Here is a 26,071-nt window from a genome sequence, read left to right as displayed (position 1 = left end):
ATGGTCTGGCGGGAAATTATCCATTTACCTTGACATCAAGGGTCTAATCTTGGAAAATCCCCGGCCTTTACTGTATCTCATAACGTTTTTAGGAGTTGCACCTTGGCTAACATCAAGTCTGCAAAAAAACGCGCTCTGCAAGCGGAAAAGCGTCGTCAACACAACGCTGCTCGTAAGTCAATGATGCGCACTTACATCAAAAAAGTTATCGCTGCTATTGAAGCTGGCGACAAAGCGGCTGCTACTGAAGCATTTGCTGCTGCACAACCAATTCTTGACCGCATGGCGACCAAAGGCCTTATTCACAAGAACAAAGCCGCTCGTCATAAGTCACGCTTGAACGCTCAAATTAAAGCGCTGTAATTTCAATTTCAGCCTGAGTTAAAAGCAAAAAAAAAACCGGCAAATGCCGGTTTTTTAATGCCTGAAAATCAACTTAGTTATAAAGACGATTCAAAAGGCCCATCATTTCGCGTACTTTTTCGCTTTTTAGTGAGTAGTACACGGTTTGTGCTTCCTTGCGGGTACCAACAAGTTCATCTTTGCGCAACCAGGCTAAGTGCTGAGAAAGAGCGGACTGGCTTAGACCCAGTTTCTCGTTCATCTCCCCAACGCACATCTCTTCTTTGCTAAGCAAATAAGATAGAATCGACAAACGGCGCTCATTGGCCATTGCTTTAAGTAGTACGACAGCATTATCCGGTTGCTGCTGTTGAGTTTCATTTATCATTATAAGTTATTACTCCTACAGTAAACCCTGTAGTAATATAAATTCAAATATCAAAACAATCTACAACAATTAGGCATAACTATTCCGCTTTTGAGATGAGCATTACAAAAATGAAAGGAACTCCATGCAATATCACATAAATAAAACCCTAACATTCTTCTTACTCTTAACCTTTAGCGCAACAACCTTCGCCACACAGCAAAACCCCACGCCCGCTCAGGTCAAAGCGCTACAACAGCAAGCGCTAAATAGCGATTTAAGTTATCAACTTGTTGAATCGCTGACGGTAGAGATTGGTCCGCGCCTCCCTGGCACGGTGGCCGATATCAAAACCGTAGAGTGGTCGGAGAAGCAGCTAAAACGCTTGGGCTTTGATAAGGTGTACCGCGAGCCCGTGACGATTCCAGTATGGAAGCGCGGCGATGCCAAAGCATCGATTACCGCACCTTTCCCACAAAACATAGTAGTGACAGCCCTGGGTGGTAGTGTTGCCACCCCAAAAGAAGGCATTGAAGCGGAGATCGTTCGCTTTGACTCCATCGAACAAGTGGAGCAAGCCAGCGCGGCTGAGATCGAAGGTAAAATCGTATTTATCGACCCGATTACCGAGCGTCACCGCACAGGCAAAGGCTATGGCAAAGTCGTCGGAGCTCGCTCCAAAGGCGCAGTGGAGTCGGCTAAAAAAGGCGCGGTTGCGGTAGTGATTCGCTCAATTGGTACCGATAGCGACCGTTTTGCTCACACCGGCATGATGCGCTATGCCGATGATGTGGTGCGCATTCCAGCGGCGGCCATGTCTGTACCGGATGCGGAGTTGGTTAACGCCATGCTAAAACGCGACCTTCCAGTAAAAATTAAGCTGCACATGACCCCGGCCCACAAAGGCGAAGGCACCAGCTACAACGTGATTGGTGAGATCACTGGCAGCCAGTATCCAGATGAAATCGTATTGCTAGGCGCTCACCACGACTCCTGGGACGAGGGCACTGGCGCACTGGATGATGGCGCTGGCATGGGTATTGTGATGGCTACCGGCGCTATTATTAAGAAAAGTGGCATTCAGCCGAAGCGCACTCTGCGCGTGGTGCTTTACGCTGCCGAAGAAATTGGTCTGATTGGCGCCAAAGCTTATGTTGAAGCCCATAAAGCCGAGTTGGACAAGCACAAGTTCGCACTAGAGTCTGACTTTGGTGCTGGCTACATCTGGCGTTTTGACACTCGCGTCAACGACAGTGCCTTACCGGCCATGCAAAAGATCGCTGACGCGCTAGCCCCACTAGGTATTGAGCGCGGCCACAACGAAGCGAGTGGTGGACCGGATGTGTCTATGCTGCCTAACTACGGCGTGCCTGTGGTATCTCTGCAGCAAGACGGCAGCGATTACTTCGATTATCACCACACGCCAAACGACACTCTAGATAAGATTGACCCGGTGAAGATGAAGCAAAACACCGCCGCTTGGGTCACTTTTGCGATTTTGGCCGCGGCGGTAGACACGCCACTGCGCCCTATCCCGCCAAAAGAATAATTCAGTTATCTAAATCCAAAAGGCCCGAGCAATGCTCGGGCCTTTCTATTGATGGGATTTTGTAAGAGCCAGTGCTACACAGGGTCGCGCAAAAATACCGGTTGGTCAGGCTTAGACAGCTCTTCGCTATAGCGATAGCCCTCGTAATCAAAAGCCCTCAAGTCTTCTGGAGTTTTCGCCTTTGTTTCAATCATAAAGCGAACCATTAAGCCGCGCGCCTTTTTGGCGTAGAAGCTGATGATTTTGTACTGGCCTTTGCTCATGTCTTTAAACACAGGAGTAATAATGCGCGCATTCACCTGCTTGGCTTTAACCGCTTTAAAGTATTCGTTGGACGCCAGGTTCACCAGCACAGCGTCAGCTTGAGTCGCGAGGGTTTGGTTCAACAGGTCTGTGATGCGTTCGCCCCAAAAAGCATACAGGTCTTTGCCGCGAGGGTTGGCCAAACGAGTCCCCATCTCCAAGCGGTAGGCTTGCATTAAGTCCAACGGGCGCAGCAAACCGTACAATCCCGACAGAATGCGCAGATGCTCCTGAGCGTATTCCAATTGCGCTTGACTCAAGGTCTCTGCATCCAACCCTGTGTATACGTCGCCTTTAAAGGCCAGCAGCGCTTGCTTGGCGTTGTCCAAGCTAAAGGGTGGTTGCCACTCGCCGAACCGGGCTGCATTGAGTCCCGCTAGCTTGTCGCTGATTTTCATCAATTGCGATAAGTCCGCTGGCGTTAGGGCACGACAAATCGGCATCAGCGCTTCGGCTTGCTCTAAAAGTTGAGGCTGACTATGAGTGGCAGTGATTGGCGCAGTTTCGAAATCCAAGGTTTTCGCGGGCGATATCAGGGCTAGCATTGTTGTTCTCTGTTTGGGCTTTGTGCCTATGATAGCCTTAGGCCATAAAAAAACCACGACTTCACGCCGTGGTTTTTTTGAACCTGGTTATCGAGAGAATCGAATCAAGCTTTTTTACCTTCCTCGCTCGGCCAAACCTGCTCCACGGAACTGCCTTTGAGTTCGTCGAATTGGGTGGGGTCAAAGCTAGGCTCTTGGCCCTTGGCCAGCTGTTGCTTGTAATCGCGAATGACTCGAACCGCCAAGCCAGATAGCAGCAGAATGGCCACAATATTAACCACGGCCATCAAGCCCATGGTCACATCCGCCAGATTCCAAACGGTTTGCAGTTGCGCCAAAGAGCCAAATAGCACCATGCCTAGCACGAGCGCGCGAAACGGCAACAGTACCTTGGTGTTGTTCTTCGAAAGGAACAACACATTGGTTTCCGCATAAGAGTAGTTAGCAATGATAGAGGTAAAACAGAAGAGTAAAATGCTAATGGCGACAAAGATAGCGCCCCACTGGCCGACTTCGCTAGTCAGTGCCATTTGAGTCAGAGCGATACCATTAAGATCGCCGGCATTCTCGTGGGCACCGGTTAGCAGTATGATTGCTGCTGTGGCACTACAGATAACCAAGGTATCAAAGAACACGCCAAGCATCTGCACGAACCCTTGGGCCGCCGGATGATTTGGGTTAGCCGCCGCACTGGCCGCTACATTGGCTGCACTACCCATACCGGCTTCGTTAGAGAACAAACCGCGAGCGATACCGCTTTGCATGGCCTGAGCTATGGTATAAGCCACGCCACCAGTGACCACTTCTTGCAAGCCAAAAGCGCTTTTCACAATCAGTAGAAGTACCCCTGGCAGCTCGCTAATGTTCATCGCCACCACGATAAGCGCCACAAAGATATAGCCGACGGCCATCACAGGCACCACTTTCACCGCAACCGAAGCAACTTTTGCCAAACCGCCACTGATCACCAAACCACAAAGCACTACAACAATCGCTGCGACCCACATTTTGTCGAATTCAAAGGCGATAAACAGGGCGTCGGTGATGGTGTTCGCTTGCACTGCGTTGAAGGCAAAGCCAAAGGCGAAGATCAAACAGATGGAAAACAGTATTCCCATCCAACGTTTACCCAAGCCCTGCTCCATGTAATAGGCAGGACCGCCGCGATACTTGCCCTCGCCGTCTTTGACCTTGTACACCTGAGCCAAGGTCGACTCGATCATCGAGGTCGCCATACCTAGCACGGCAATCAGCCACATCCAGAACACAGCACCTGGACCGCCAGCTACAATAGCCACCGCTACACCCGCCATATTGCCTGTGCCAACACGCGCCGCCATGGAGGTGCAAAACACCTCAAACGAACTCAGGCCCGCATCGTTGCGTTGGCTTTGCTTGAGTACAGTAAAACCGTGTTTGAAGTAGCGCATCTGAATAAAACCCAGACGCAGGGTGAAGAACAGACCAGCACCCACGAGCAAGTAAATAAGTACCTTGCCCCAAAGTAAGCCGTTTAGAAAATCAATGACACTGTCTAACATAGGGTCCCCTAGCTGTTAGGTTTTTGACAAAAACCCGAGTGACAAACAGCGCGCAATTTAGCATGGACTAAACTAACATCCTTTAACTGAGCGCGAAAAAGCAGAGCTGACGCACAGGGTTTTTGAGACCGAGTTCAGACTGGCAAACAATGGCTAACCCCTTGGTTACATTCCCAAAGCTTGCTTCCTAATTACCGTGAAGTGATATCTGTAACATTACGACAAAAAACACCTATTTGAGCCAATATCCAGCAGTTGAAGGCTTTTTTGGTAAGTTAAGTACATTATTTGTTCCAATAGGGCTGCAATCCCCTGTAATATTAGCCAATAACTCGATATTCCCAGACAAAGGACGAACTCAAGATGAGCAGCAGCTTAGAACAGCTCAAACAGCTGACCACCATTGTGGCCGATACCGGCGATATTGACGCCATTGCCCAATACCGCCCAGAAGACGCCACCACCAACCCTTCCCTGATTCTAAAAGCTGCCCAAATTCCTGAGTACCGCCCGCTGATCGAAAAGGCTGTTGCCTGGGCCAAAGTACAATCGTCCCAGCCACAGCAAATCATTGAAGACACCATGGACAAGCTGAGTGTCGAGATTGGCGTTGAGATTTTGAAACTGATTCCTGGGCGTATCTCTACCGAAGTTGACGCCCGCTTGTCCTACGACACTCAAGCCTCGATTGCCAAGGCGCGTCGTTTGATTGAACTGTACCAAGATGCCGGTATTGGCAAAGACCGAGTTCTGATCAAACTGGCCTCAACCTGGCAAGGCATCAAAGCCGCCGAGCAACTCGAGAAAGAAGGCATTCAGTGCAACCTGACCCTATTGTTTAGCTTTGCCCAAGCGCGCGCTTGTGCCGAGGCCAAAGTCTTCCTAATCTCGCCGTTCGTGGGTCGTATTCTGGACTGGTACAAGAAAGACACAGGTCAGGATTACAGTAGCGAAACCGATCCAGGTGTGGTTTCTGTCACTAAGATCTACAACTACTACAAGCAACACGGCTACCAGACAGTAGTCATGGGTGCCAGCTTCCGCAACACTGGCGAAATTCTCGAACTGGCAGGCTGCGATCGCCTGACCATTGGCCCAGGCCTACTGCAAGAGCTAGCCGATGCCGATTGGCCAGTGGCCCGTAAACTACACTCAGATGTGCAGCCACAACCAGCCCCTGCCCCGCTGACCGAAAGCGAGTTCTACTGGGAGCACAACCAAGATCCGATGGCGGTTGAGAAGTTGGCCGAAGGCATTCGCAACTTTGCTGTTGACCAGGGCAAGCTAGAAACGCTGCTTAGCGACTTCATTAACTAAGCTTTAGAACGAATCAAGATTATGTCGCAACTTACCCAATCGGCGGCTTGGGCCGCCCTAGAGCAACATCAAAAGTCCATCGCGCCACAACACATGCGCGATTGGTTTAAAGCCGACCCACAGCGCGCCGAGCGCATGCGCCTAAGCGCCGCTGGCTTGACCTTGGACTACTCCAAAAACCGCGCCAACGACGAAACCCTGTCTTTGCTGATGGATTTGGCCAAACAACAGGGCCTGAATAAGCTGCGCGTGGCCATGTTCAGCGGCGAGACCATTAACAACACCGAGCAGCGCGCAGTGTTACACACTGCGTTGCGCGCTAACCCAAGCGACTCGGCCTGGCAGCCACAAGCTGACAAGATTGAAGCGGTTCAAGCTTCACTTGAGAAAATGCGCGACTTTGTCGAGCAAGTTCGCGCGGGCCAGTGGCACGGTTATACCGGAAAAGCCATCACCGACGTGGTTAGCATAGGTATTGGTGGTTCATTCTTGGGCCCTAAAATGGCGTCCGAGTCGCTTAAGCCCTATTGGCACGAAAGCTTGTCAGTGCACTATGTGGCTAACGTCGATGGCACTGCCATTGCCGATAAGCTAAAAGGCTTAGACCCTGAGACCACCTTGTTTGTCACCAGCTCTAAGTCCTTTGGTACTCAAGAGACGCTGGCTAACACACTTAGTGCGCGCGCTTGGTTCTACGAGTCTGGCGCTGGTAAGCAAGACGTAGCCAAGCACTTTGTTGCCGTGACCTCAAACATCAAAGCCGCCACTGAGTTCGGTATTGACGAGAATAACCTGTTCCCAATGTGGGATTGGGTTGGCGGTCGCTACTCCATGTGGTCAGCGATTGGGATGCCAATTGCACTGCTGATTGGTTTTGAGCGCTTTGAAGAGATACTCAAAGGTGCTGAAGCCATGGACACTCACTTCATGGAAGCTCCGATTGAGCAAAACATGCCAGTGCTGATGGCCATGCTGGGGGTTTGGTACGCCAACTTCTTCGACTCGCACGCCCACGTGATTCTGAGCTACGACCATTACCTGCGCGCGCTGCCTGGCTATCTGCAGCAACTCGACATGGAGAGCAACGGTAAAAACGTCACTCGCAGCGGCGAGCTTGTGGATTACCACACTGGGCCTGTAATTTGGGGGGGCGAAGGCACCAATGGTCAGCACGCCTATCACCAACTGCTGCACCAAGGCACTCGAGTGATCCCTGCGGACTTTATCATGCCGCTTAAGAGCCACAATCCTATCGGTGAGCACCACGATATGCTGGCGTCCAACTGCTTTGGTCAAACTCAGGCGCTGATGCAAGGTAAAACCCTTGCTGAAGCACAAGCGGAACTAGCAGGTAGCCAGCACTCGCCAGAGCAGCTTAGCTTATTGGCTAAGCACAAGGTCATGCCGGGTAACAAACCGTCAAATACGATTCTGATGGAGCGGGTGACTCCGTACACCCTAGGCGCGCTAATCGCCCTGTACGAGCACAGAACCTTTGTTCAAGGGGTAGTGTGGGAACTCAACTCCTTTGACCAATGGGGCGTGGAGCTAGGTAAGCAATTGGGCAACTCTGTGTTAAGTGCGATTCGCGACACTCACGCAGAAGTCGAACTAGACGCTTCTACCGAGTACCTAGTGAATAGCTTTCGCCAAGCCAAGCCTCAAACACTTGGTTAAAAAATAAGCAAACGAATTTTGTTCATTTAATGCCGGCAGCTATGCCGGCATTTCTTTTTGTGACAAGCAGTTAGGCCAAATTTTAAACGATCAATTAGTCCTGTTTTTTGCATAAATATTTAACACAGACTTAACAAAATGGTTGCATGCGCTTTTTAGGCTGTGATATTAACAAGTCATAACACTAAGAAAGGCACAGGAGGCCGCCATGGATCGTTTGGATTTTGGTAACGCTATTGGGGAAGTGGTTGAAAAGCCAACACGCTCGCGCAGCTCAAACAAGAAACGCAAGTTCCGGGAGATTGAATTGCTTAAGGAAAAGCATCGCCTAATGAAAGAATTACAAGAGCTTGAGCCAGGTCTGGCATACGACCTAGAAAGTTTAGGCTTATAACTCTTCGACTCCTTGCCGAGTATACAAAAAGCGCCTGTTAGGCGCTTTTTTTGTGTCTGCGTGCTGAGTGTTAAGGCCTAGCAACTAAGGCGCGACTTCTGCATAGGTCTCGTCGTTTATGTATTGCTTTAACGCGCGAAACTCTGCGGCACCCTCTTCCGAGAACAGTGGATCTTGAATGAACAGGGGCGTGAGTTCAGTTTCGACTTTGCGCCAATCAGATTCGACAAACTTTTGCTCAATTTGCGGGAAGATATGTTGCTCTTCGTACTGCAGGTGAGCCTGCTGTAGAGTCACATAGCGCTCAATTTCCTCAATCAATTGAGGCATCGGCACCATCAAGTCACTCAATACCATAGTGATAGAGTGAGATAGCATTTCGTTGGCTTGAGCTAAACGCTCATGCTCAACCGTCAGCCGCTCTAAATCTTCCTGATTGCCGAACTGCTGGCAATAATGACCATACAGAGTATCTTCCACCGGGTGGTGACAGCGATCCGTGTACTGCTGCATGTATTCAATAATGTCGCTAATGAGCGAAAAGTTGACCTTCTGATTGCGCTTCAACTTGTACGCTTTGTCTTCCAACACGCCCAGCAACATGCCGATGTTGTGGTGATCTTGGCGTAATCGTGTCAGCATAAGGTTCTCCTTTTTCGTTCGTATTAGCCACTATAGTTGATGCCGGTTCTGCACCGCCGAATAGTTAGCCCAAACTTGATTCAGATCAGTTTTCGGCCGTGTTTACTCTTCAATTTTGCGAGATCAGCCCATGCCGCTTAGCCAGCTTGCCCGCCAACATATTCCCAACAACGACTGGAACGAGTTTCTCGAATCCCAATGGCAAAGCCAGCCTTTTCAACGTCTACTGAGCGCGCTAGAAGAGCGCCACCTGCAAGGCGAGAATATTTTGCCGCCGCCACCGCTGTGGCTTAACGCATTCGCTTTGACCAAGTTGGCAAAGGTAAAGGTGGTGATCATTGGCCAAGACCCATACATGCATCCAGGCCAAGCCATGGGCTTGTCCTTTAGCGTGCCACAAGGGGTAAAAGTGCCACCGTCGTTAAACAACATATACAAGCAGCTGGAAGCCGAGTTTGGTGGCGAGCGACCCGCTCACGGCGATCTCAGCCACTGGGCCGAGCAAGGGGTGTTCTTGCTCAACGCCAGCTTAACCGTGGCAGAAGCGCAAGCGGGCAGCCATTTAAAGCTGGGATGGTTGGCGTTTACTCAGGCGACCCTTGAATACCTTAATCAAGAGAGAGACGGGATAGTGTTCTTAGCTTGGGGGGCGTTTGCGCAGAAATTGTGTAAGGACATAGACCAAAGCAAGCACAAGGTGATCGCTACCACTCATCCTAGTCCGCTTGGCGCCAGGCGCCCCTCCAAAGAGGCGCCGGCGTTTTTAGGCAGCAACTGCTTCACTCAGACCAACGACTGGTTGAAAGCTCAAGACCAAGCCCCAATCGAGTGGTTGCCCGAGCCCAGCCAGTACAGCCTGATTTAACCTTTGAGCTGTGCCAACATCCACTGGCGCAGTGCTTGATAGTCTGGTGCCAAGGATTGGGCCAGACAGGTTTTATCGGCCACAGCCGCGAGTGCCGCCGGTAATTCCAGTTGGATATTCAAGCTGCGCTCAACACTGCTTTGGAACTTGGCCGGGTGGGCCGTACCCAAGAACACCCCAAGTTGATTGGGTTGTAACTTATTCGCCAAGGCATGAGCTGCTACCGCCGCGTGGGGCTCACTGACATAGCCTTGCTGATGTAATTGCTGCAAACTCGCTTGAGTCTCATCCTCACTCACCGCCACCGCTTCAACTAGCTCCTGACTCAAGTGCTCGCGCAATAGAAATTCAGCTCTGGGCCAATTACTTGGGTCGGATACGTCCATGGCATTGGATTCGGTGGATTGAGTGGGATTGACCTGCCACTCACCCTGATTCCAAAAACGCGGCACAGTGTCGTTGGCGTTGGTGGCTGCAATGAATTTAGCTACCGGCAAACCCATGGCCTTTGCCAATAGACCTGCCGTCAGGTTGCCAAAGTTACCGCTAGGCACGGATACCACTACGGAATCGCGCTGGGACGGCTCCACTTGCGCTAGCACTTCAAAGTAGTAGCACACCTGCGCCAGCAAGCGACTGATGTTAATCGAGTTGGCCGAATTCAGGTTGACCGCTTGGCGTAGCTGGCTATCTTCAAAGGCTTGCTTGACCAAATCCTGGCATTGGTCAAAATCGCCATCCACCGCCAGCGTGTGAATATTGCCACCTAGAGTAGTGAACAAGCGGCGCTGCAGCTCTGAGATACGCCCGTCGGGATAGAGAATTACCACTTCAACATTGTCTAAGCCATAAAAGGCGTCGGCAACCGCAGCACCGGTATCGCCAGAGGTAGCGGTAAGAATGGTAATTTTCTGGTCCGGATTCAGCGCGGACAAGCACTGCGCCATGAAGCGTGCGCCAAAGTCTTTAAACGCAAGCGTCGGCCCGTGGAATAACTCTAGACAATGGCGTTGCTCATCCACCTTAATCAGCGGCAGCTCAAAGCCAAACGCCTTGCTCACCAGTTGGTCAACACGCTCCTGACCCAACTCGTCTGCCAACCAGGCACCAAGGATTTTCTGGCTGCGCTCAACAAACCCAAGCGACAGCAAGGACTCTACATCGTCCAACTCAGGCACCTTTGCTGGCATGTACAAACCGCGATTGCGGCCGAGACCTTTAACTAGAGCAGTTTTAAAGTTCACTACCTCTTCAGGCGCGCTTAGATTAAAGAGTTCCATTAACATACCTCGAGACGACAGCCGCGCTCATCAAGGCGGCAAATATGGGCAAAGCCCTGTGAAGATTGCAGATAATTTTGGTTTAAGTACTCAAGTCCAGCTTGGGCTTGCTCGAGGGATTGGCAAACCGCGAACAAGGTCGGTCCGCTGCCTGAGATTCCGCACACCGGTACCCCAAGCTCAGTCAAACCCGCGCGAGCGTCAACAAACCCAGGAATGGCGTCCGCTCGATAGGGTTCGGCTATCACATCGCGCATTTTCGCTAAGGCAAGAGGCTCATCGCCCTGATGACTGGCGTGAATAAAGGCCGACAGATTACGCCCATAGGCCAGTACGTCTTTTAGTGGGAAAGCCTCGGGGAGCAAGGCACGCATTTTGGCAGTGGACAAGCTCACACCAGAATAGGCCACCAGCCAATACCAGTCGCTGAACACCGGCAGAGCTCGACACTCCGCCTGACCATTGTCGCTGACCATAAGTTGCAGACCACCTAGGTAGCTAGGCGCTACGTTGTCGTAGTGCACGGCACCACTGATCCGTCCTTCTAGCTCACCCATCAGCATCAACAAGGCTTGCGGACGCAGCGGCTCGTCGAATAGGGCATTGAGCGCGTACAAGGCCGCGACCACAGAGGCCGCACTAGAGCCCAAGCCGCTACCAACCGGCAGTTGTTTGTACAACACCAGTTTTAACGCCGGCGCACGCTTGAGCCATCCCTGTTCCAGGCCCGCAGCTAGAAAGGCTTCGGCGCACTGCCACACAATGTTTTGTTCAGGCGCACCTGGCAGGGCTGAGGCCCATTCGCCTTTCACTTCCAGTTGTAATGGCGGCGAGCCGACAGATGCCAGCTCAACGCTGACTTTATCCCCCAGCTGATAACCATCGATTGGTGCCAGCGCAGCTCCGAGTAGGTCAAAGCCAACCCCAACATTGCCCATGGAGGCAGGCGCAAATGCGGTAACGCGATTGATCATAGCGATACCTCACGCTGCCAATTCAAGGTTCTCAATAAATCCGCGTATACGCCCGCCGCGGTCACTTGAGTCCCAGCGCCATAACCGCGCAACACAAATGGCAGCGGCTGATAATAGTTGGAGTAAAACGCCAACGCATTCTCGCCCTCGTCCACACTGTAGAGCGGATGCTCAGCGCCAACCGCTTCAATGGACACGCGACACTGGCCTCCCTCAATACGCCCGACGTATTTGAGGACCTTGCCCTCACTGGCCGCTGCTGAGATTTTCTGCGCCATCCAGTCATCGAGCTCTGGCAAGCGCTGCATAAACTCGTCGACCGAGCCACTGGCGTCAAAGTCCGCAGGCAGTACGCCTTCTACTTCAATGTCATCGAGTTCCAACTCAAGCCCAGCTTCCCGAGCCAAAATCAATACTTTACGCGCCACGTCCATGCCGCTTAAGTCATCGCGCGGATCCGGCTCAGTAAAACACTTCTCACGAGCAATGGCGGTGGCTTGGGACAAACTCATGCCCGCTTGTAGCTGGCCAAAAATGTAACTCAAAGACCCCGACAGAATACCTTCGAAACCGCGCAATTGATCCCCTGCCGCCAAGAGTTTTTTGAGGTTGTCGATGACAGGCAAGCCAGCACCCACAGTGGTCTCATAGAGGAACAAGCGGCGCTGCGCCATGGCGGCTTGGCGTAGCTCGTGATAGAAGGCCATGGATTGAGTGTTGGACTTTTTGTTTGGGGTCACCACGTGCACACCAGCGGCCAACCATTGCGGGTAAGCGCTGGCCACCGAGTCGCTGCTAGTACAATCCACTAACACTGGGTTGTGTAGCGTTTGCTCGCGCACCCAGTCCAACAGCTGACTCACATCACTGGTGATTCCTTGCTGCTCGAGTACCTCAAGCGCTTGCGCTGGCGCTATGCCGTTGGCACGACGCAGCATTTGACGCGAGTTCGCGATCCCCACCAAGCGCACGCCGATCTGCTGTTGCTGCAATAACCCTTGGGTCTTTTGCATTTGCTGCAAGAACTCGCCACCCACGTGACCGCATCCCACCAGAATCACGTCTAGGGTCAATCGCTGGTCAAAGAAGGCCTGATGGCAAGCTTGTACCGCTGCATTGACTCGATGCGAGCCCACCACCACAGAAATCGAGCGCTCAGAGGAGCCCTGCGCCATGGCAACAATATTGGCGCCTGCTTGCGAGATGGCTCCAATGAATCGCGCCGCTACCCCTTTGTAAGTGCGCATGCCATCGCCGACGATAGACACAATCGCCAAGTTGGACATCAAACGCACCGGCTCTAGTAGTTCGCTGGCCAGCTCCAATTCGAATTCCGCTGACAAGGCCTGTTTGGCGGCAACTGCTTGCTCATCGGCCACACAAAAACTCACAGAGTACTCACTCGAGCTTTGAGTAATCAGACTCACAGAAATCCCGGCGCGAGAGATGGCGCCAAACACTCGAGAGGCCATACCCACCATGCCCTTAAGGCCAGGGCCACAAACCTCCACCATGGTCACTTGCTCAAGGTGAGAAATAGCCTTAACCCGTTGGCTCGGATCACCGCTGGCGGACACCAAAGAGCCCTCGCCTTTGGGGTTTTGGGTATTCTTAATCACACAGGGAATATGGTACTGAGCGATGGGCGCTATGGTTTTTGGATGTAGCACCTTGGCGCCAAAGTAAGACAGCTCCATCGCTTCTTGATAGCTCAAGCGCGGCATTAGCTGGGCGTTTTCCACAAGGCGTGGATCACAGTTAAACACCCCATCCACATCGGTCCATATCTCGCAGCGGCTAGCCCCAATACAAGCGGCTAGCGCGGCCGCGGAATAATCACTGCCATTGCGCCCGAGCAACACTCGCTCACCATCGCTATTGGCGGCGCTAAAGCCGGGCATCAGCCAAACTCGCGCTTGCGCCCATTGGACTTGAGACAGGGCTTGTTGGCTAGCAGGAATGTCTACTCCCGCCTCTAAGCGCTCGCCTTCGGCGCGCAGCACGTTGCACGGGTCCAGGGATTGAGCCGATAGGCCGGTCTGTTGCAGTAAGGCGGTCATCAGCGCCACCGACAAATACTCACCGGCACCAACAAATTCGGCGTAAATGCTCTGCGGACATTGCTTGAGCAGCTGACAGCCGTGCAGACACTGTTGCCAGCGAGCCACTTGCGCCGCCAGCGCTATCTGAAAGCGCTCTCGAGCCGACTGAGTCAGCACCACTCCAGCCGCTTGCGCAATTCCGGTGAAGGTTTGCTCAACGGCGACCAATGACGCCTGCGGGTCGCTGCCCTGCTCTGCCAGTTGCAACGCCTTAATCAAATGGTTGGTCACGCCGGCAGGGGCAGATAGCACCACGGCCAAGGAGGTATTCTGCGCCTCATCGCGCAAAATGTTTGCCACTCGCTCAAACTGCGGCCATCCCGCCAGCGAGGTTCCTCCAAATTTCACCACCTTCATAAGGCTCTCCTATATCTCTTGTTGATGCATGTGTATCGCTAATACTTGCCGGTCAACGCCAGGCCAAAAAAAAGCCCGCTCCTTTGATGGAAGCGGGCTGGTATTTGTTTGTCGAACTTGGATTAATACGCGGCCGCCACCAACTGAGTAATCAGGGTGGTTGTAATAATAATGGTCATGGTAACTACTGCTTGAGCCATTAGTGCGCGTGTCCAACTGGGTTCGAATTGATTTTTAGAATGGCCTTTTGGCCTCGCTAAAGTCAAGCCTAAAAGCCGCGCTTAAATAAAATTCAACCTGGGTTAGATCACAGCTTGTTCAACTCTTGCTCAGAGAAAGCGGCTTGGGTACTCTGGGCACTTAGCAAAGGAGTCGCTATGTCGCAATCACAAGCCAATCGAGTGGCCTATCGTATCCTGATAGGTTTTGAGCAGCACTTTCGCCGCTTCATGCGGATCACTGGTCAGGCTTCGACTCGATTCTACTTAGGTCAGTGGAATGCGACAGCGCAGGCTCAACGGGATCGCATCAACCAGTACAGCCGTATTGTGGATGAAACCGCCTCGGATCTGATCACCAAGCTCGATGCTCCGGTTATCGTCGCCGACTTGTGGCGCGACACCAAACACGCCTATAGCCATTTGCTAGAGCAGCATCCCCAAGCCGAGCTAGCGCAGACCTTTTTCAACTCTACTTTTGCGCGTCTGTTTCGCCATCAGGGTTTTAATAGCCAGTACTTGTACCTAAACGACGCGCCCCCTCAATGCCCGATTGCCGACGCCAGTCAGTATCTGCAAATTGGCGTGGGGCCAAACCTAAAAAGAGACCTAAGGCAGTTTGTTTATCGCCAAGGTTGGCCCAAGTCGCTGTGCGATTTTGAACAAGCCCTATCAAGTACCGCTGACGAGTTGTTAAGGCTAGGGCTTGAAGATGAGTACAGCGAACTTAAGCTGATCAAAAGTGGGTTTTATCGCAACAAGGGCGGCTATCTGATCGGTGCGTTGAAATGCGGCGGCCGACGCTTGCCCATCGCTCTGGCCTTTGTGAACCGCGACAACAAGGTAGCACTCGACGCGCTCATCACCGGCGAAGATGCACTGTCTTTGGTGTTCAGTTTTGCCCGCTCTTATTTCATGGTGACCTGTGATAAGCCCGCCCAATTAGTCGGCGCGCTAAAAAACCTAATGCCCAACAAATCGATTGCAGAACTCTATTCGGCCATTGGTTTTCAAAAGCACGGCAAAAGCGAGCTTTATCGCGACTTCATTAATCACATGAATGCCAGTGATGAGCAGTTAGTCGCTGCCGAGGGTATTAAAGGGATGGTAATGACAGTGTTTACCTTGCCCTCTTACCCTGTGGTGTTTAAGGTCATAAAAGATAAATTCGCGCCACCAAAAGACGCTAACAAACAGTTGGTTATCGACAAGTACGCCTTGGTGAAGCGCCATGACCGCGTCGGTCGAATGGCGGATACTCACAGATTCACTCAGCTTCAACTCCCCAAAGCCCGCTTTCATCCTGAGTTACTTGAAGAGTTGCGACAAACCGCACCAAGCGAAGTGGAAATTATTGAAGACTCGGTGATCATTCATCACTGCTATCTCGAACGCCGTCTCACCCCGCTCAACATCTTCATTGAACACGCAGATACGCAAGCTCTGGATCGCGCCATCGACGACTATGGCCAGGCGCTTAAGGACATGATCAGCGCCAATATTTTTCCCGGCGACATGCTCTACAAGAACTTTGGCATATCCCGGCATGGTCGAGTGATTTTCTACGACTACGACGAAGTCAGTTATCTGGACGAGTGTAACTTTCGCAAAATACCGCCACCGCGGTTTCCCGAAGACGAGTGGGCCGCTGAGCCTTGGTATTCAGTGGCTCCTAACGACGTGTTCCCCGAGGAGTTTGCCAGTTTCTTGCTGACCATTCCAAAGGTGCGCAAGGCTTTTTTACGACGCCACAAAGACCTACTGTCGGCGGACTACTGGCAAGCGCAGCAAGCGGCAATTGCCGAGGGTGAGCAGGCGGATGTCTATCCCTACCCGCCCGAGTGTCGAATTCCGCCAAATTAAGCCTAGATTGTGTCGCTTTCGTGAGCAGCTCGCTGTCTAAATTCGCCAGATTCCAGTATGATTGCGCCAGATTTTACGGGAGACAGTATGAAGATTTGCGAAAACAAGGTAGTGACTTTGCACTACCGTCTACACGACGACCAAGGCCAACTGATCGAGTCGTCTTTTGACAGTGAGCCGATGCAGTATTTGCACGGCGCAGAGAACATGATCCCAGGTCTAGAGGTTCAACTGGAAGGCAAACAGGTTGGCGACACCATGACCGCCGAAGTGCCTGCGGACCAAGCCTACGGCGATTACCAAGAAAGCTTGCGCCAGTCGGTGCCAATCGAAGCGTTTGGCAATGTTGAAGACATCATCCCAGGTATGCGCTTTATCGCAGAGACCGATGTGGGTCAGCGACCTGTTCAAGTGGTCGAAGTCAGTGAGAATGAAGTGGTTGTCGATGGCAACCATCCACTCGCAGGCGTTGCGCTGAGCTTTGAAGTGGAAGTAGTTGAAGTACGCGATGCTAGCGCTGACGAAATCGCTCACGGCCACGTGCACCCAGAAGCCAGCGATTGCGACAATGAAGGCGGCTGCTGTGGCGGTGCCGGACACGAGGATCCGAATCACCAGTGCTGCGGTGGCGGCGGCTGTAAAAGCCACTAATTCCCACCACAAAAGCCCGCTCATTTGAGCGGGCTTTTTAGTGCCAGTTCACATTTCGCTAGAACATAAATTAGAAAAAATCAAAAAATACTGGTTATTTTTTTAGCAACTTGGTAAAAAAGACAAGGAATTACAATACCCTTTTCACACTAAGGACAGTGACATGTTAGCCAAGCCTATCTATGAAGCGCTGCCATACGCCTATATGTTCGGCGGACTTGGGGCGATAACAATAAGCCAAAATCAAGCACAAACCTTTATCGCCTGTTTGTTGGTGTTATTTGGTGGATTGGTTTATGTATGGCGTTCTGAGAATCGCCGCACCGATATCAAGCTTCGCCGCAAAGGAAAGATACCTAAGTATTTTTACGAGCTGGCACCATTTGCTTACGGATTAGTGGCCTGTCTTAGCTTGAAGTACAGCCAACCAGCATTTGCCAAAGCCTCGTCTTTAGGCCTGTTATTGGTGGCGATTTATGTGCTTTACTGCCGTGCCAACTACCGCCGCCACCGCAGTCCGCACCGCGCCGCCTAAGCACTTCTTAAAAGTTTACAGAGTTTTACAACTTGTGAAGGCCATTGGCTCTAGCCGATGGCCTTCAGCAATTGTATGATAAGCCTCGCAAATAACGATAAATATGTGAGGATGCACATGAAAAAGTCAGCTCTAACCCTAGCGATCGCCACTCTGATCTGCGGTAGCGCGATTGCCAGCGAGTTTCGTTCACCAGAACACGCCGTTAAATACCGCCAAAAAGCCTTCTCTTTGATGGCACACAACTTTGGCGACATGGGCGACATGCTGAAAGGCAAAAAGGAATTTGACGCCGACAAGTTTGCCAAGCGCGCTGCCAACGTAGCCGCTCTGTCGCACATTCCAGCCGAAGGCTTTGAGCCTGGCACCGACAAAGGTGAAACCGACGCGCTGCCAAAAATCTGGGACAACATGGACGACTTCAACAAGCGTCTAATGGACTTGCAAACCGACGCTGCTGCACTGGCTAAAGTCAGTGCTGAAAAAGGCGACAAGCGCGCTCTAGGTCAAGCCTTCAAAAACGTTGCGCAAAACTGCAAAGGTTGTCACGACACCTACAAGAAAGACTAAGATTTAGTCCTGCCACAAACTCTGGCGATACAAAAAACCGGCTTGTTATGAAGTAACAGCCGGTTTTTTGTGGATTGCTTTTGCTCGTGCAATGCAATTAGTAGTAACTGAGTATGGGCCGCAGTAAGTAGTAGTATACCGGTGCGCCAATTAGCAACCCCAAGCCTAAGGCCCACCAGCCTGAGACGAATCGAAACGAGGGCGACTGCTGGGCCGGCGCAGGTTTGTGGCCGTGTACCATGGCTGGCACTATACGCTCGCCTTTTAGGCTGTGCACCAACACAGCCAATACGTGCAACCCGGCGCAGCCGAGCAACAAATTGAAATTGGTTTTGTGCCACCAGGTCAAAGTACTGACCGTATCAGCAGAGGCATATGCCACCAGTGGCCCTTCGGTAAAGACTTCATCGCTGCTAAATAAACCCGAGCCAAACTGAGCTAGCATAAGGCTAAGCATCAATGCCACCATATAGCCGCCCATGGGGTTGTGCCCAAGCGTTGCCGGTGCCTGTCCCTTTTTAAGTGACTTTGCGTAACTTAGTACAGTAAATGGAGAGCGGATGAACTGGCTAAAACGCGCGGTTTGGCTGCCAAACACTCCCCATAGAATTCGCCAAACTAGCAAGCCACCAAAGCTATAGCCCAGCATCATATGCAGGTCCATTTCCGCTTGCTCGGCCGTCCACCAAAGTCCAACCATTAAGGCCAGACCCAGCCAATGGAAGATTCGAACTGGCCAATCCCAGACTTTGACGCGATTAATAGAGGGGGAAGAGGAAGAAGTGGGCATCTGGTCTACTACTCCTAAAGGGGCAATCTGCGGCTCTTTAGCGGCCACTTATCTGACCCAGTGTGCGTGGCTTTCGAGCGAATTTCAAGCAAATTTACGCCTCTTTTAAGCAGTTTTTGAGCGACTGCCCAAAGTCTCAGCAAACAGGCTTAAACCCCATAAATTATTGATGAAAGTCACACTTTTTTAAACGCAGAGTGATAGTCTGGAATTGAACTTAGAGAGAAGAGGTAGCCTATGATTAAGATCACCAGCAAGCAATTCAACATCACCGACTCTATCCGCGACCGCCTGGCCAGCCGTTTTGAAAAATTGGCCAAACACGACATACCTCTCAACTCGCCTCACGTCATTATTACGCAAGAGCGTCAGACCTTTAAAATCGAGGCCAAAATTCAAATCAGCAATGGTCAGCTATTTGCCCAAGCCAAGGCTGAAGACTTGTACGTAGCTATTAATGCACTGGGACAAAAGCTAGAGCGTCAGATCAATAAGATCACCCACAAGAGCGAAGCCGGACGCCGCCAGCGACCGATCTTTGAGGAGCCTGAAGAAGTCAGCGACGCCGCTTAAGCTATACGCGAGTCCCCAAGTCACAAAACGCACCTTAGGTGCGTTTTTTTCATTTGACTCAAGCCTATCCAGCAAGTAGTTTTAACTGCATGCCAAACGTCGAACTTATGTCCCTGAGAGGACACCTATTTTTTATGGACTTCTTTGCCAGCAATCGCTAGCAGGGGTGTTCGAGTTTGCTCAAAAATTTTCGAAAGCCTCCTGCCATCAGGGGGCTTTTTTGGTTATCGAGAGGATTAAACCATGGCCAAGCAGCCACCACTTTCAGAAACTCGCCAAGCCATCACTGACTTGGATCAGTCACTACTGGATATGCTGGCTCGTCGACGCTCGCTCACACTGAATGTGGCCTTGAGCAAGGAGCAGACTCTAAAACCCATTCGCGACGTAGAACGCGAGCAACAATTGTTGACTCGTTTGGTCAACCTAGGCCGCGAGCAAGGTTTGGACGCCCATTATGTCACCTCGGTGTTTCAAACCATTATTGAAGATTCGGTGCTGAATCAGCAGGCGTTTCTTGCCCAGCGCGCCAATCCGGAAACCGATAAGCCCGCCTACAATGTGGCTTTCCTCGGTGGTAAGGGCGCGTACAGTTATTTAGCAGCAACGCGCTTTTGCAATCGCCAAGGTGCCGATTTTCGTCAGCTTGGCTGCGCTAGCTTTGACGAGATTATTCTCGCGGTGGAAAGCGGTCAGGCCGACTTTGGCCTATTGCCCATAGAAAATACCTCGAGTGGCAGCATTAACGAAGTCTACGACTTGCTGCAGCACACTAATCTAGCTATTTCTGGCGAAATTCGCATCGCGGTTAAGCACTGTTTGATGGTGAAGTCCGGGCAGGCGCTGGAACAGGTGCGCAAGGTGTACGGCCACCCTCAAGCCATCAGCCAATGCTCACGCTTTTTAAAGTCTCAGCCGCAAATTGAACCTGTGTATGTGGCCTCGACCGCGGATGCCATGGATGCGGTTGCCAACAGCACTGAAGCTGGGGTGGCTGCGATTGGCTCAGAGGAAGGTGGCGCTAGCTATGAGCTAGTGGCGCTAGAGAAAGGGCTGGCCAACCAGCAACAAAACCACAGCCGCTTTATCGTGGTATCGCCCAAGTCAGTGGAAGTACCGACCCAAGTACCGGCCAAAACCACCTTTATCATGGCCACCGGCCAACGCCCAGGCGCTTTGGTGGATGCGCTGTTAGTGCTCAAGAGTCACGGCATCAATATGTGTAAGTTGGAGTCGCGTCCGATTCACGGCAACCTCAACGAAGAGATGTTCTACGTGGATGTGGAGGCCAACTTGGCCAGTCGTAAACTCAAAGACGCCCTGTCCGAACTCACTCGCATCACTCGTTTCGTTAAAGTGCTTGGCTGTTACCCGCAAGACAATGTGGCACCGACCCAACTGAGCGCCGCTCAGCTGACCCCAGCTCAGCAAGCACTGCCAAGCAAGTCGGGCTTGAGCCTGCGCAGCCACAAGCCGGAAACCAGCGTGGTAGAGCTTGGCCAGCAGCGTTTAGGCGATGGGCAGTTCGCGACTTTGGCAGGTCCTCAATCTTGGCAGCAAGCGGCCGAACTTACCTTGGTGGCTAAAGCTTTGTCCGAATACGGCGGCTGTGCCCTTAAAGGCGGTAGCGACTTAACCAACGAGCAAAGCGAAACCTTGTTGCGCACTGCTGAGACCATGCAACTGGCGCAATTAAGCGCCATCCAATTGCCACAGCAAGTACAGTCGTTGTCGCTAAGTTGTGATGCCTTTTTGCTGGAATCCAATCAGATGCAGCAACACGCGCTGCTTAACGCCATAGGCCGCAGTCACAAGCCGGTGATTTTACGCCGTGGCCCTACCGCCAGTGTTGATGAGTGGCTGGAGGCTGCGCAACTGATCATGAGCCAGGGCAATCAACAAGTGATTTTGTGCGAGTGCGGCGTGCGCACGCTTGAAACCGGCCAACGCAGTGCCATCGACTTGGCCGCGGTGGCAGAAGTGAAAGCACGCAGCCATTTGCCTGTGTTAGTCGAACCGGGCTCTGGCAGCGATGACAAAGCTTTGATTCAGCCGTTAACCCTTGCCGCAAAGGCAGCGGGTGCCGACGGCGTGCTCATAGACGTGCACCCTAGTGGCGAGTTCGGTCAGTTGGATATCGCGGAGTTTGGCGAGTTACAGCAAGCACTGCACGGCTAACAGCCCCTACTAAAAACACGAAGGCACTCCAACGAGTGCCTTTTTGATGTGTTAGCTAATGGGGTCGCCCCATACCGCCCATTCGTTACCAGCCGGGTCGGCAAAGTGAAAACGCCGTCCTCCGGGAAAATCAAAAATAGGCTTGAGTACTTCACCACCGGCGGCTTGGACTTGCGCCAAAGTGACTTGCAACTCGTCGCTATAAAACACAATAAGCGCAGCACCAGTGGCTGTTGTGGAAGCTAATGGCGCTCGATAAAAGCCACCATCTAGCCCAGCCGATGCGGCAGAAAAGGCGGTGTAATCTGGGCCAAAGTCTTCAAACTGCCAGCCAAACACTGTGGAAAAAAAGGTCTTTACCGCCTCAATATCCGTGGCGGGAAGCTCAACATAGTTGAGCTTAGCTGGCATGGCTAACCGCCATTGCACCGTCGGTTAAGCGCAACCAACCTTTGGCAATTCGATAAGCAAACCAGGCCGCACACAATGACAGCAAACTCAGGCTGAGCCAGGTAGGTTCAACAAAGCGGCTCACCACATAAATCGCAGCGGCCACCATCGCCGACTGACGCTGCCAACGAATGTGGCTCGCCGTCAGCGAGTTGATCCGACTGGCGCTTTGGGTCAGATTGATAACCATCGCCAACACGGCGGGTAATCCGTAAAGGGGGAATGCCAAAAACAGCGCATACATCAGATGCACCAAGGTGGTGTCTTCGCGCACCGAACAAGGGTTGTTGGCTGAGCTCACTAGCGACCTCCTTGATTACAATACAGTTTAAGCATAGCGCTAAAGCTGAGAAGGCAACACCCCTTTGTCATTATTGGCGAGAATCATTCGCCGACTTGAGCATGTTGCGACTCTCTCTTTGGAACTGACCGGCAAAGTCGCCAAACCATTGCGCCACTTCATCAAACGTATCAATGAAGCCTTGTCGATCACCTGAGTTCAATAAAGTTAGCGCTTCTTGATAGCGCTTAAGATAATCGGCAATCGCATCATGGCTGTGCTCTTGAGCAAAAATGATGTCGGCGTAAAGTTTCGCGTCTTGGGCAAACAGTCGTCCCACCATGGCCAACTCCAAACGGTAAATTGGCGAACTGAATTGCAGCAAGGTATCGAGGTTAGCGTTCTCTTTGTAAAGGTTGTAGCCATACACAAAGGTCGAGAAGTGGCGCATTGCCTGGACTAATTGCATGGCGTCATCGTGCTGTTTAGCTTGGGCGTCAACAATGCGAGCACCCCAGATCTTAATTTGCTCAAGCAACCATTGGTAGTTGTCAGCATCGCGACCGTTACACACCACCACTAGCTGTTTCGCCAGCGAACCTACATCCGGGCCAAACATTGGGTGCAATCCCACCACAGGGCCGCTGTGAGTATCTAACATGGCCTGTAGTGGCTTTTGTTTAATCGAGGTTAGGTCCGCCAAAATACAATCATCTGGCAGCTTAGGCAGACGCTTTATCACTTCCTCGGTGACAGCAATCGGCACAGACACAATCACCAGTTGCGCTTCACTGACTATCTCTTCGGCGCGATCCCAGTCTTGCTGGTCTAAAAGCTCAACCCGATAGCCTGATAGGGTCAGCATCTGATTAAACAAGCCACCCAGCTGACCTCGACCACCGACAATCACCACAGGACGAGGGGTTGGGTTGATTTGCTTAAAGCCCACATCTTTTTCGTTGATGTAAGATTCGCGCATTAAACGGCGCAAAATGTCTTCCACTAACTGCGGCGCAATCCCCAGCTCTTTCGCCTCACCGCGGCGTTTGGCTAGCATACTGGCTTCGCGCTGGGGTGCGTAAATTGGCAAGCCGGCTTGGTGTTTGACCGCGCCCACTTGGGCCACTAGGTCCAAGCGCTGGCGCAGTAAGCTAATTAACTGCTGGTCCACCGCATCGATTTGATCGCGTAAGCGCTCTAAGTCTTGATTGGTTTTTTCGCTCATGCTGACTCCTCAAAACGGGTTGGAAGTACGCCGGCTAATTCCGCCGCCGAAGTGCGCAGCAAGTCTTCGGTACTTTGCCAGTTAATACAGGCATCGGTCACCGATACGCCGTATTTCAAGCTGCTGTTGTCGCCATTGGTGGGCTGATTGCCTTCAAACAAATGGCTCTCAAGCATCAAACCAATAATCGATTTGTTACCTTCCTGGATCTGGTGAATCACGTTTTGCGCCACTAACGGCTGTAGTCTGTGGTCTTTGTTGGAGTTGCCATGGCTACAATCCACCACCAAGCGGGCGGTGAGACCGGCGCCGTGCAGCTGGTCTTCGCACTGAGCCACATTGACCGAGTCATAGTTTGGCGACTTGCCACCGCGCAAAATCACGTGGCCGTCAGGGTTGCCATCGGTTTGCAATAGCGCCACCTGACCGGCTTTGTTAATACCCATGAACCGGTGCGAGCTGGCCGCTGACTGAAGCGCGTTAATCGCCACGTCTAGCTTGCCGTCGGTACCGTTCTTAAAGCCAACCGGCATCGACAAACCCGAGGCCATTTCGCGGTGGGTTTGTGACTCGGTAGTACGAGCACCAATCGCCGACCAAGATACTAGCTCTGACAGGTACTGAGGGCTGATAGGGTCTAGCGCTTCGGTGGCTACCGGCAATTCCAGCTCCGCCAACCAAATCAGTAGCTCGCGGGCAGTGTGCAGGCCAGACTCCACGTCAAAGGAGTTGTCCATGTGCGGGTCGTTGATCAGGCCTTTCCAACCGACGGTGGTACGCGGCTTTTCAAAGTAAACTCGCATTAGAATAAAGAACTGGTCGCTTAGCTCGTCGTGCAGTTTCTTAAGCTTTAGCGCGTACTCTTTGGCGGATTCAATATCGTGAATCGAGCACGGGCCAACGACGGCGAGAATGCGCGAGTCGCGTTTGTGGACAATATCTGAGACCTGTTTGCGAGCTGAGCGTATATATCGATAAGCGGCGTCCGACAAAGGCAATTTTTCACTGAGCTGTGCAGGAGTCGTTAGCACTTGCTCAGAGGCAATATGGATATTGTTAATTTTGTCTTGTTGCATGTCTTTCACCACTAGTTAAAACTCAGCCCTTATGGGCGTCCGCCCAGAATGCCTAGCCATGGACACAGATTCAAGGGTATCGGATGAAACGGTGAAATAAATTCAGAAGTGGTTGGCGAACTTGTGCGCTAGATACGAAAAACCCGCGCTCACTTTGCAAAGGACCCAAGCGCCAGTTACGAAAACCCGCGTTCTTTATACGAAAAACCCGCCAAAGAGGCGGGTTTTCGTTGCGAACACTAGCTTGTTTTTATCGATTAGGCTCGATTTAGCCCAGCTTCTCGCGGATACGAGCAGACTTACCAGAACGACTACGCAAGTAGTACAGCTTGGCACGACGTACACGACCACGACGCTTAACATCGATCTTCTCAACAAGCGGGCTGTGAGTCTGGAAGCAGCGCTCAACACCTTCGCCATTAGAAATCTTACGCACGGTGAAAGCTGAGTGTAGACCGCGGTTCTTAACTGCGATTACAACGCCTTCGAAAGCCTGTAGACGAGTCTTGTTACCTTCAGTAACACGTACTTGAACTACAACGGTGTCACCAGGACCAAATTTTGGTAGGTCCTGCTTCATTTGCTCTTCTTCGAGCTGTTTAATGATATTGCTCATTTTCGTCTCCAATCTAGGTTAACTGTCCGATTTTTCCTGCTCGCGCATTTCTGCCACGAACTCGGCAAACAGTTCGGTTTGCTCGTCAGTCAGAGCTAGGTTGTTAAACAATTCTGGACGTCTGAGCCAAGTCCTACCTAAGGACTGTTTCAAACGCCAGCGTCTAATATGTTCGTGGTTGCCAGACAACAACACGCTTGGTACTTTCCGACCATCCAGAACTTCTGGACGGGTGTAATGCGGACAATCCAGCAAGCCATCGCTAAACGAGTCTTGCTCCGCTGATGCCGCTTTACCGAGAACTCCCGGTACTAAGCGAGAGACCGCGTCGATTAGTGTCATCGCTGGCAGCTCGCCACCGGATAACACGTAATCGCCAACAGACCACTCTTCGTCCACCAGCGTCTGGATAACGCGTTCGTCTACACCTTCGTAGCGACCGCACACCAGAATCAGTTTGTCGCTCTGTGCCAACTCGGCAACACCCGCTTGATTCAGCTGGCGGCCTTGTGGCGACAGATATATCACCTTAGCCCCATCGCCTGCAGCCGCTTTGGCCGCCTCGATGGCGTCGGTCAGTGGTTGCACCATCATCAACATGCCAGGTCCGCCGCCGTAAGGCCTATCGTCCACTGTGCTGTGTCGGTCATGGGTGAAATCGCGAGGATTCCAGGTCTGCAACGTCAGCGTGCCATTTTTAATGGCGCGGCCCGTAACTCCGTGATCTGATATGGCGTTAAACATATCTGGGAATAGGGTAATTACCCCTAACCACATATTTTGCCCCTCAG

General features: G+C 51.9%; 26 protein-coding genes. 12 read left to right on the top strand and 14 right to left on the bottom strand.

Going from position 1 to position 26,071, the window contains the following annotated elements; genetic code table 11:
• The first annotated feature begins 102 nt into the window (after window positions 1–102).
• Window positions 103–363 carry a 30S ribosomal protein S20 gene (rpsT, locus tag CLC93_RS05750; RefSeq protein WP_095504982.1) on the top strand — a complete coding sequence of 87 codons (261 nt, stop codon included), beginning with the start codon at window positions 103–105 and terminating at the stop codon, window positions 361–363.
• Window positions 364–436: 73 nt separating this feature from the next.
• Here rpsT and CLC93_RS05745 read toward each other — a convergent pair whose 3' ends face one another.
• Window positions 437–730 (bottom strand): ArsR/SmtB family transcription factor, encoded by a 294-nt coding sequence (locus tag CLC93_RS05745; RefSeq protein WP_095504981.1) that lies wholly within the window; start codon window positions 728–730, stop codon window positions 437–439.
• A gap of 124 nt (window positions 731–854) precedes the next feature.
• On the opposite strand from CLC93_RS05745, the gene CLC93_RS05740 reads away from it, so the two are divergent.
• A complete protein-coding gene (locus tag CLC93_RS05740) occupies window positions 855–2,258 on the top strand; it encodes a M20/M25/M40 family metallo-hydrolase (RefSeq protein ID WP_095504980.1) in 1,404 nt (467 codons plus the stop codon).
• 74 nt (window positions 2,259–2,332) lie between these two features.
• On the opposite strand, the gene yaaA is transcribed toward CLC93_RS05740, so the two are convergent.
• Window positions 2,333–3,106, bottom strand: a complete 774-nt coding sequence (gene yaaA, locus CLC93_RS05735) for a peroxide stress protein YaaA (protein WP_095504979.1) — start codon at window positions 3,104–3,106, stop codon at window positions 2,333–2,335.
• Window positions 3,107–3,210: 104 nt separating this feature from the next.
• Window positions 3,211–4,647 (bottom strand): alanine/glycine:cation symporter family protein, encoded by a 1,437-nt coding sequence (locus tag CLC93_RS05730; protein ID WP_095504978.1) that lies wholly within the window; start codon window positions 4,645–4,647, stop codon window positions 3,211–3,213.
• A 363-nt stretch (window positions 4,648–5,010) separates the two neighbouring features.
• Here CLC93_RS05730 and tal point away from each other — a divergent pair, with 363 nt between their 5' ends.
• From tal to CLC93_RS05715, 3 genes are all read left to right on the top strand, one after another.
• Window positions 5,011–5,964: a transaldolase gene (gene tal, locus CLC93_RS05725; RefSeq protein WP_095504977.1), complete on the top strand. Its 954-nt coding sequence runs from the start codon at window positions 5,011–5,013 to the stop codon at window positions 5,962–5,964.
• A 21-nt stretch (window positions 5,965–5,985) separates the two neighbouring features.
• Window positions 5,986–7,641: a glucose-6-phosphate isomerase gene (gene pgi / locus CLC93_RS05720; protein WP_095504976.1), complete on the top strand. Its 1,656-nt coding sequence runs from the start codon at window positions 5,986–5,988 to the stop codon at window positions 7,639–7,641.
• Between the two features lie 208 nt (window positions 7,642–7,849).
• Window positions 7,850–8,035 carry a DUF3545 family protein gene (locus CLC93_RS05715; protein ID WP_095504975.1) on the top strand — a complete coding sequence of 62 codons (186 nt, stop codon included), beginning with the start codon at window positions 7,850–7,852 and terminating at the stop codon, window positions 8,033–8,035.
• An 84-nt stretch (window positions 8,036–8,119) separates the two neighbouring features.
• Here CLC93_RS05715 and CLC93_RS05710 read toward each other — a convergent pair whose 3' ends face one another.
• The gene (locus CLC93_RS05710) at window positions 8,120–8,677 is read right to left on the bottom strand and encodes a hemerythrin domain-containing protein (protein ID WP_095504974.1); all 558 of its coding nucleotides are present in this window, start codon (window positions 8,675–8,677) and stop codon (window positions 8,120–8,122) included.
• A gap of 130 nt (window positions 8,678–8,807) precedes the next feature.
• Between CLC93_RS05710 and ung the strand changes: the two genes are divergently transcribed.
• A complete protein-coding gene (gene ung, locus CLC93_RS05705) occupies window positions 8,808–9,542 on the top strand; it encodes a uracil-DNA glycosylase (RefSeq protein WP_095504973.1) in 735 nt (244 codons plus the stop codon).
• On the opposite strand, the gene thrC is transcribed toward ung, so the two are convergent.
• Genes thrC through thrA form a run of 3 tightly spaced genes read right to left on the bottom strand, consistent with a single transcriptional unit; the run spans window position 9,539 to window position 14,255 of the window.
• Entirely contained in the window at window positions 9,539–10,822 is a 1,284-nt protein-coding gene (gene thrC, locus CLC93_RS05700; RefSeq protein ID WP_095504972.1) for a threonine synthase, read from the bottom strand. The genes ung and thrC overlap by 4 nt on opposite strands.
• Window positions 10,822–11,796, bottom strand: a complete 975-nt coding sequence (gene thrB / locus CLC93_RS05695; protein WP_095504971.1) for a homoserine kinase — start codon at window positions 11,794–11,796, stop codon at window positions 10,822–10,824. Before thrB ends, thrC begins: the two co-directional genes overlap by 1 nt.
• On the bottom strand, window positions 11,793–14,255 hold the full coding sequence (thrA, locus tag CLC93_RS05690; protein WP_095504970.1) for a bifunctional aspartate kinase/homoserine dehydrogenase I: 2,463 nt from the start codon (window positions 14,253–14,255) through the stop codon (window positions 11,793–11,795). Before thrA ends, thrB begins: the two co-directional genes overlap by 4 nt.
• A gap of 377 nt (window positions 14,256–14,632) precedes the next feature.
• Here thrA and aceK point away from each other — a divergent pair, with 377 nt between their 5' ends.
• From aceK to CLC93_RS05670, 4 genes are all read left to right on the top strand, one after another.
• Window positions 14,633–16,336 (top strand): bifunctional isocitrate dehydrogenase kinase/phosphatase, encoded by a 1,704-nt coding sequence (gene aceK, locus CLC93_RS05685; RefSeq protein ID WP_095504969.1) that lies wholly within the window; start codon window positions 14,633–14,635, stop codon window positions 16,334–16,336.
• Window positions 16,337–16,423: 87 nt separating this feature from the next.
• Window positions 16,424–16,987 (top strand): peptidylprolyl isomerase, encoded by a 564-nt coding sequence (slyD, locus tag CLC93_RS05680; protein ID WP_095504968.1) that lies wholly within the window; start codon window positions 16,424–16,426, stop codon window positions 16,985–16,987.
• A gap of 163 nt (window positions 16,988–17,150) precedes the next feature.
• Entirely contained in the window at window positions 17,151–17,522 is a 372-nt protein-coding gene (locus CLC93_RS05675; protein ID WP_095504967.1) for a hypothetical protein, read from the top strand.
• A gap of 117 nt (window positions 17,523–17,639) precedes the next feature.
• Window positions 17,640–18,092, top strand: coding sequence for a c-type cytochrome (locus CLC93_RS05670; protein WP_095504966.1), 453 nt, complete (start codon window positions 17,640–17,642; stop codon window positions 18,090–18,092).
• Window positions 18,093–18,189: 97 nt separating this feature from the next.
• Here CLC93_RS05670 and CLC93_RS05665 read toward each other — a convergent pair whose 3' ends face one another.
• On the bottom strand, window positions 18,190–18,882 hold the full coding sequence (locus CLC93_RS05665) for a cytochrome b/b6 domain-containing protein (RefSeq protein ID WP_095504965.1): 693 nt from the start codon (window positions 18,880–18,882) through the stop codon (window positions 18,190–18,192).
• Between the two features lie 237 nt (window positions 18,883–19,119).
• Between CLC93_RS05665 and hpf the strand changes: the two genes are divergently transcribed.
• Complete coding sequence (gene hpf / locus CLC93_RS05660) at window positions 19,120–19,455, top strand: ribosome hibernation-promoting factor, HPF/YfiA family (RefSeq protein WP_095504964.1); 336 nt, start codon at window positions 19,120–19,122, stop codon at window positions 19,453–19,455.
• Window positions 19,456–19,698: 243 nt separating this feature from the next.
• Window positions 19,699–21,633, top strand: a complete 1,935-nt coding sequence (gene pheA, locus CLC93_RS05655) for a prephenate dehydratase (protein ID WP_095504963.1) — start codon at window positions 19,699–19,701, stop codon at window positions 21,631–21,633.
• 51 nt (window positions 21,634–21,684) lie between these two features.
• On the opposite strand, the gene CLC93_RS05650 is transcribed toward pheA, so the two are convergent.
• From CLC93_RS05650 to trmD, 6 genes are all read right to left on the bottom strand, one after another.
• Complete coding sequence (locus CLC93_RS05650) at window positions 21,685–22,044, bottom strand: VOC family protein (RefSeq protein WP_095504962.1); 360 nt, start codon at window positions 22,042–22,044, stop codon at window positions 21,685–21,687.
• The gene (locus tag CLC93_RS05645; protein WP_095504961.1) at window positions 22,034–22,384 is read right to left on the bottom strand and encodes a hypothetical protein; all 351 of its coding nucleotides are present in this window, start codon (window positions 22,382–22,384) and stop codon (window positions 22,034–22,036) included. The genes CLC93_RS05650 and CLC93_RS05645 overlap by 11 nt, the downstream gene beginning before the upstream one ends.
• A gap of 70 nt (window positions 22,385–22,454) precedes the next feature.
• A complete protein-coding gene (gene tyrA / locus CLC93_RS05640) occupies window positions 22,455–23,588 on the bottom strand; it encodes a bifunctional chorismate mutase/prephenate dehydrogenase (RefSeq protein WP_095504960.1) in 1,134 nt (377 codons plus the stop codon).
• Window positions 23,585–24,664 (bottom strand): 3-deoxy-7-phosphoheptulonate synthase, encoded by a 1,080-nt coding sequence (locus CLC93_RS05635; protein WP_095504959.1) that lies wholly within the window; start codon window positions 24,662–24,664, stop codon window positions 23,585–23,587. Before CLC93_RS05635 ends, tyrA begins: the two co-directional genes overlap by 4 nt.
• A gap of 268 nt (window positions 24,665–24,932) precedes the next feature.
• A complete protein-coding gene (rplS, locus tag CLC93_RS05630) occupies window positions 24,933–25,280 on the bottom strand; it encodes a 50S ribosomal protein L19 (protein WP_095504958.1) in 348 nt (115 codons plus the stop codon).
• An 18-nt stretch (window positions 25,281–25,298) separates the two neighbouring features.
• Window positions 25,299–26,057: a tRNA (guanosine(37)-N1)-methyltransferase TrmD gene (trmD, locus tag CLC93_RS05625; protein ID WP_095504957.1), complete on the bottom strand. Its 759-nt coding sequence runs from the start codon at window positions 26,055–26,057 to the stop codon at window positions 25,299–25,301.
• Between the last annotated feature and the right edge of the window lie 14 nt (window positions 26,058–26,071).

The organism is Paraferrimonas sedimenticola (assembly GCF_002282855.1).
Taxonomy (GTDB): domain Bacteria; phylum Pseudomonadota; class Gammaproteobacteria; order Enterobacterales; family Shewanellaceae; genus Paraferrimonas; species Paraferrimonas sedimenticola.
This window is presented reverse-complemented; position numbering and strand designations above follow the sequence as displayed.

Excerpts from the sequence above, each read along its gene's own strand:
- CLC93_RS05745 (WP_095504981.1), bottom strand. The coding sequence starts at position 730 with ATGATAAATGAAACTCAACAGCAGCAACCGGATAATGCTGTCGTACTA.
- CLC93_RS05740 (WP_095504980.1), top strand. The coding sequence starts at position 855 with ATGCAATATCACATAAATAAAACCCTAACATTCTTCTTACTCTTAACC.
- yaaA (WP_095504979.1), bottom strand. The coding sequence starts at position 3,106 with ATGCTAGCCCTGATATCGCCCGCGAAAACCTTGGATTTCGAAACTGCG.
- CLC93_RS05730 (WP_095504978.1), bottom strand. The coding sequence starts at position 4,647 with ATGTTAGACAGTGTCATTGATTTTCTAAACGGCTTACTTTGGGGCAAG.
- tal (WP_095504977.1), top strand. The coding sequence starts at position 5,011 with ATGAGCAGCAGCTTAGAACAGCTCAAACAGCTGACCACCATTGTGGCC.
- pgi (WP_095504976.1), top strand. The coding sequence starts at position 5,986 with ATGTCGCAACTTACCCAATCGGCGGCTTGGGCCGCCCTAGAGCAACAT.
- CLC93_RS05715 (WP_095504975.1), top strand. The coding sequence starts at position 7,850 with ATGGATCGTTTGGATTTTGGTAACGCTATTGGGGAAGTGGTTGAAAAG.
- CLC93_RS05710 (WP_095504974.1), bottom strand. The coding sequence starts at position 8,677 with ATGCTGACACGATTACGCCAAGATCACCACAACATCGGCATGTTGCTG.
- ung (WP_095504973.1), top strand. The coding sequence starts at position 8,808 with ATGCCGCTTAGCCAGCTTGCCCGCCAACATATTCCCAACAACGACTGG.
- thrC (WP_095504972.1), bottom strand. The coding sequence starts at position 10,822 with ATGGAACTCTTTAATCTAAGCGCGCCTGAAGAGGTAGTGAACTTTAAA.
- thrB (WP_095504971.1), bottom strand. The coding sequence starts at position 11,796 with ATGATCAATCGCGTTACCGCATTTGCGCCTGCCTCCATGGGCAATGTT.
- thrA (WP_095504970.1), bottom strand. The coding sequence starts at position 14,255 with ATGAAGGTGGTGAAATTTGGAGGAACCTCGCTGGCGGGATGGCCGCAG.
- aceK (WP_095504969.1), top strand. The coding sequence starts at position 14,633 with ATGTCGCAATCACAAGCCAATCGAGTGGCCTATCGTATCCTGATAGGT.
- slyD (WP_095504968.1), top strand. The coding sequence starts at position 16,424 with ATGAAGATTTGCGAAAACAAGGTAGTGACTTTGCACTACCGTCTACAC.
- CLC93_RS05675 (WP_095504967.1), top strand. The coding sequence starts at position 17,151 with ATGTTAGCCAAGCCTATCTATGAAGCGCTGCCATACGCCTATATGTTC.
- CLC93_RS05670 (WP_095504966.1), top strand. The coding sequence starts at position 17,640 with ATGAAAAAGTCAGCTCTAACCCTAGCGATCGCCACTCTGATCTGCGGT.
- CLC93_RS05665 (WP_095504965.1), bottom strand. The coding sequence starts at position 18,882 with ATGCCCACTTCTTCCTCTTCCCCCTCTATTAATCGCGTCAAAGTCTGG.
- hpf (WP_095504964.1), top strand. The coding sequence starts at position 19,120 with ATGATTAAGATCACCAGCAAGCAATTCAACATCACCGACTCTATCCGC.
- pheA (WP_095504963.1), top strand. The coding sequence starts at position 19,699 with ATGGCCAAGCAGCCACCACTTTCAGAAACTCGCCAAGCCATCACTGAC.
- CLC93_RS05650 (WP_095504962.1), bottom strand. The coding sequence starts at position 22,044 with ATGCCAGCTAAGCTCAACTATGTTGAGCTTCCCGCCACGGATATTGAG.
- tyrA (WP_095504960.1), bottom strand. The coding sequence starts at position 23,588 with ATGAGCGAAAAAACCAATCAAGACTTAGAGCGCTTACGCGATCAAATC.
- CLC93_RS05635 (WP_095504959.1), bottom strand. The coding sequence starts at position 24,664 with ATGCAACAAGACAAAATTAACAATATCCATATTGCCTCTGAGCAAGTG.
- rplS (WP_095504958.1), bottom strand. The coding sequence starts at position 25,280 with ATGAGCAATATCATTAAACAGCTCGAAGAAGAGCAAATGAAGCAGGAC.
- trmD (WP_095504957.1), bottom strand. The coding sequence starts at position 26,057 with ATGTGGTTAGGGGTAATTACCCTATTCCCAGATATGTTTAACGCCATA.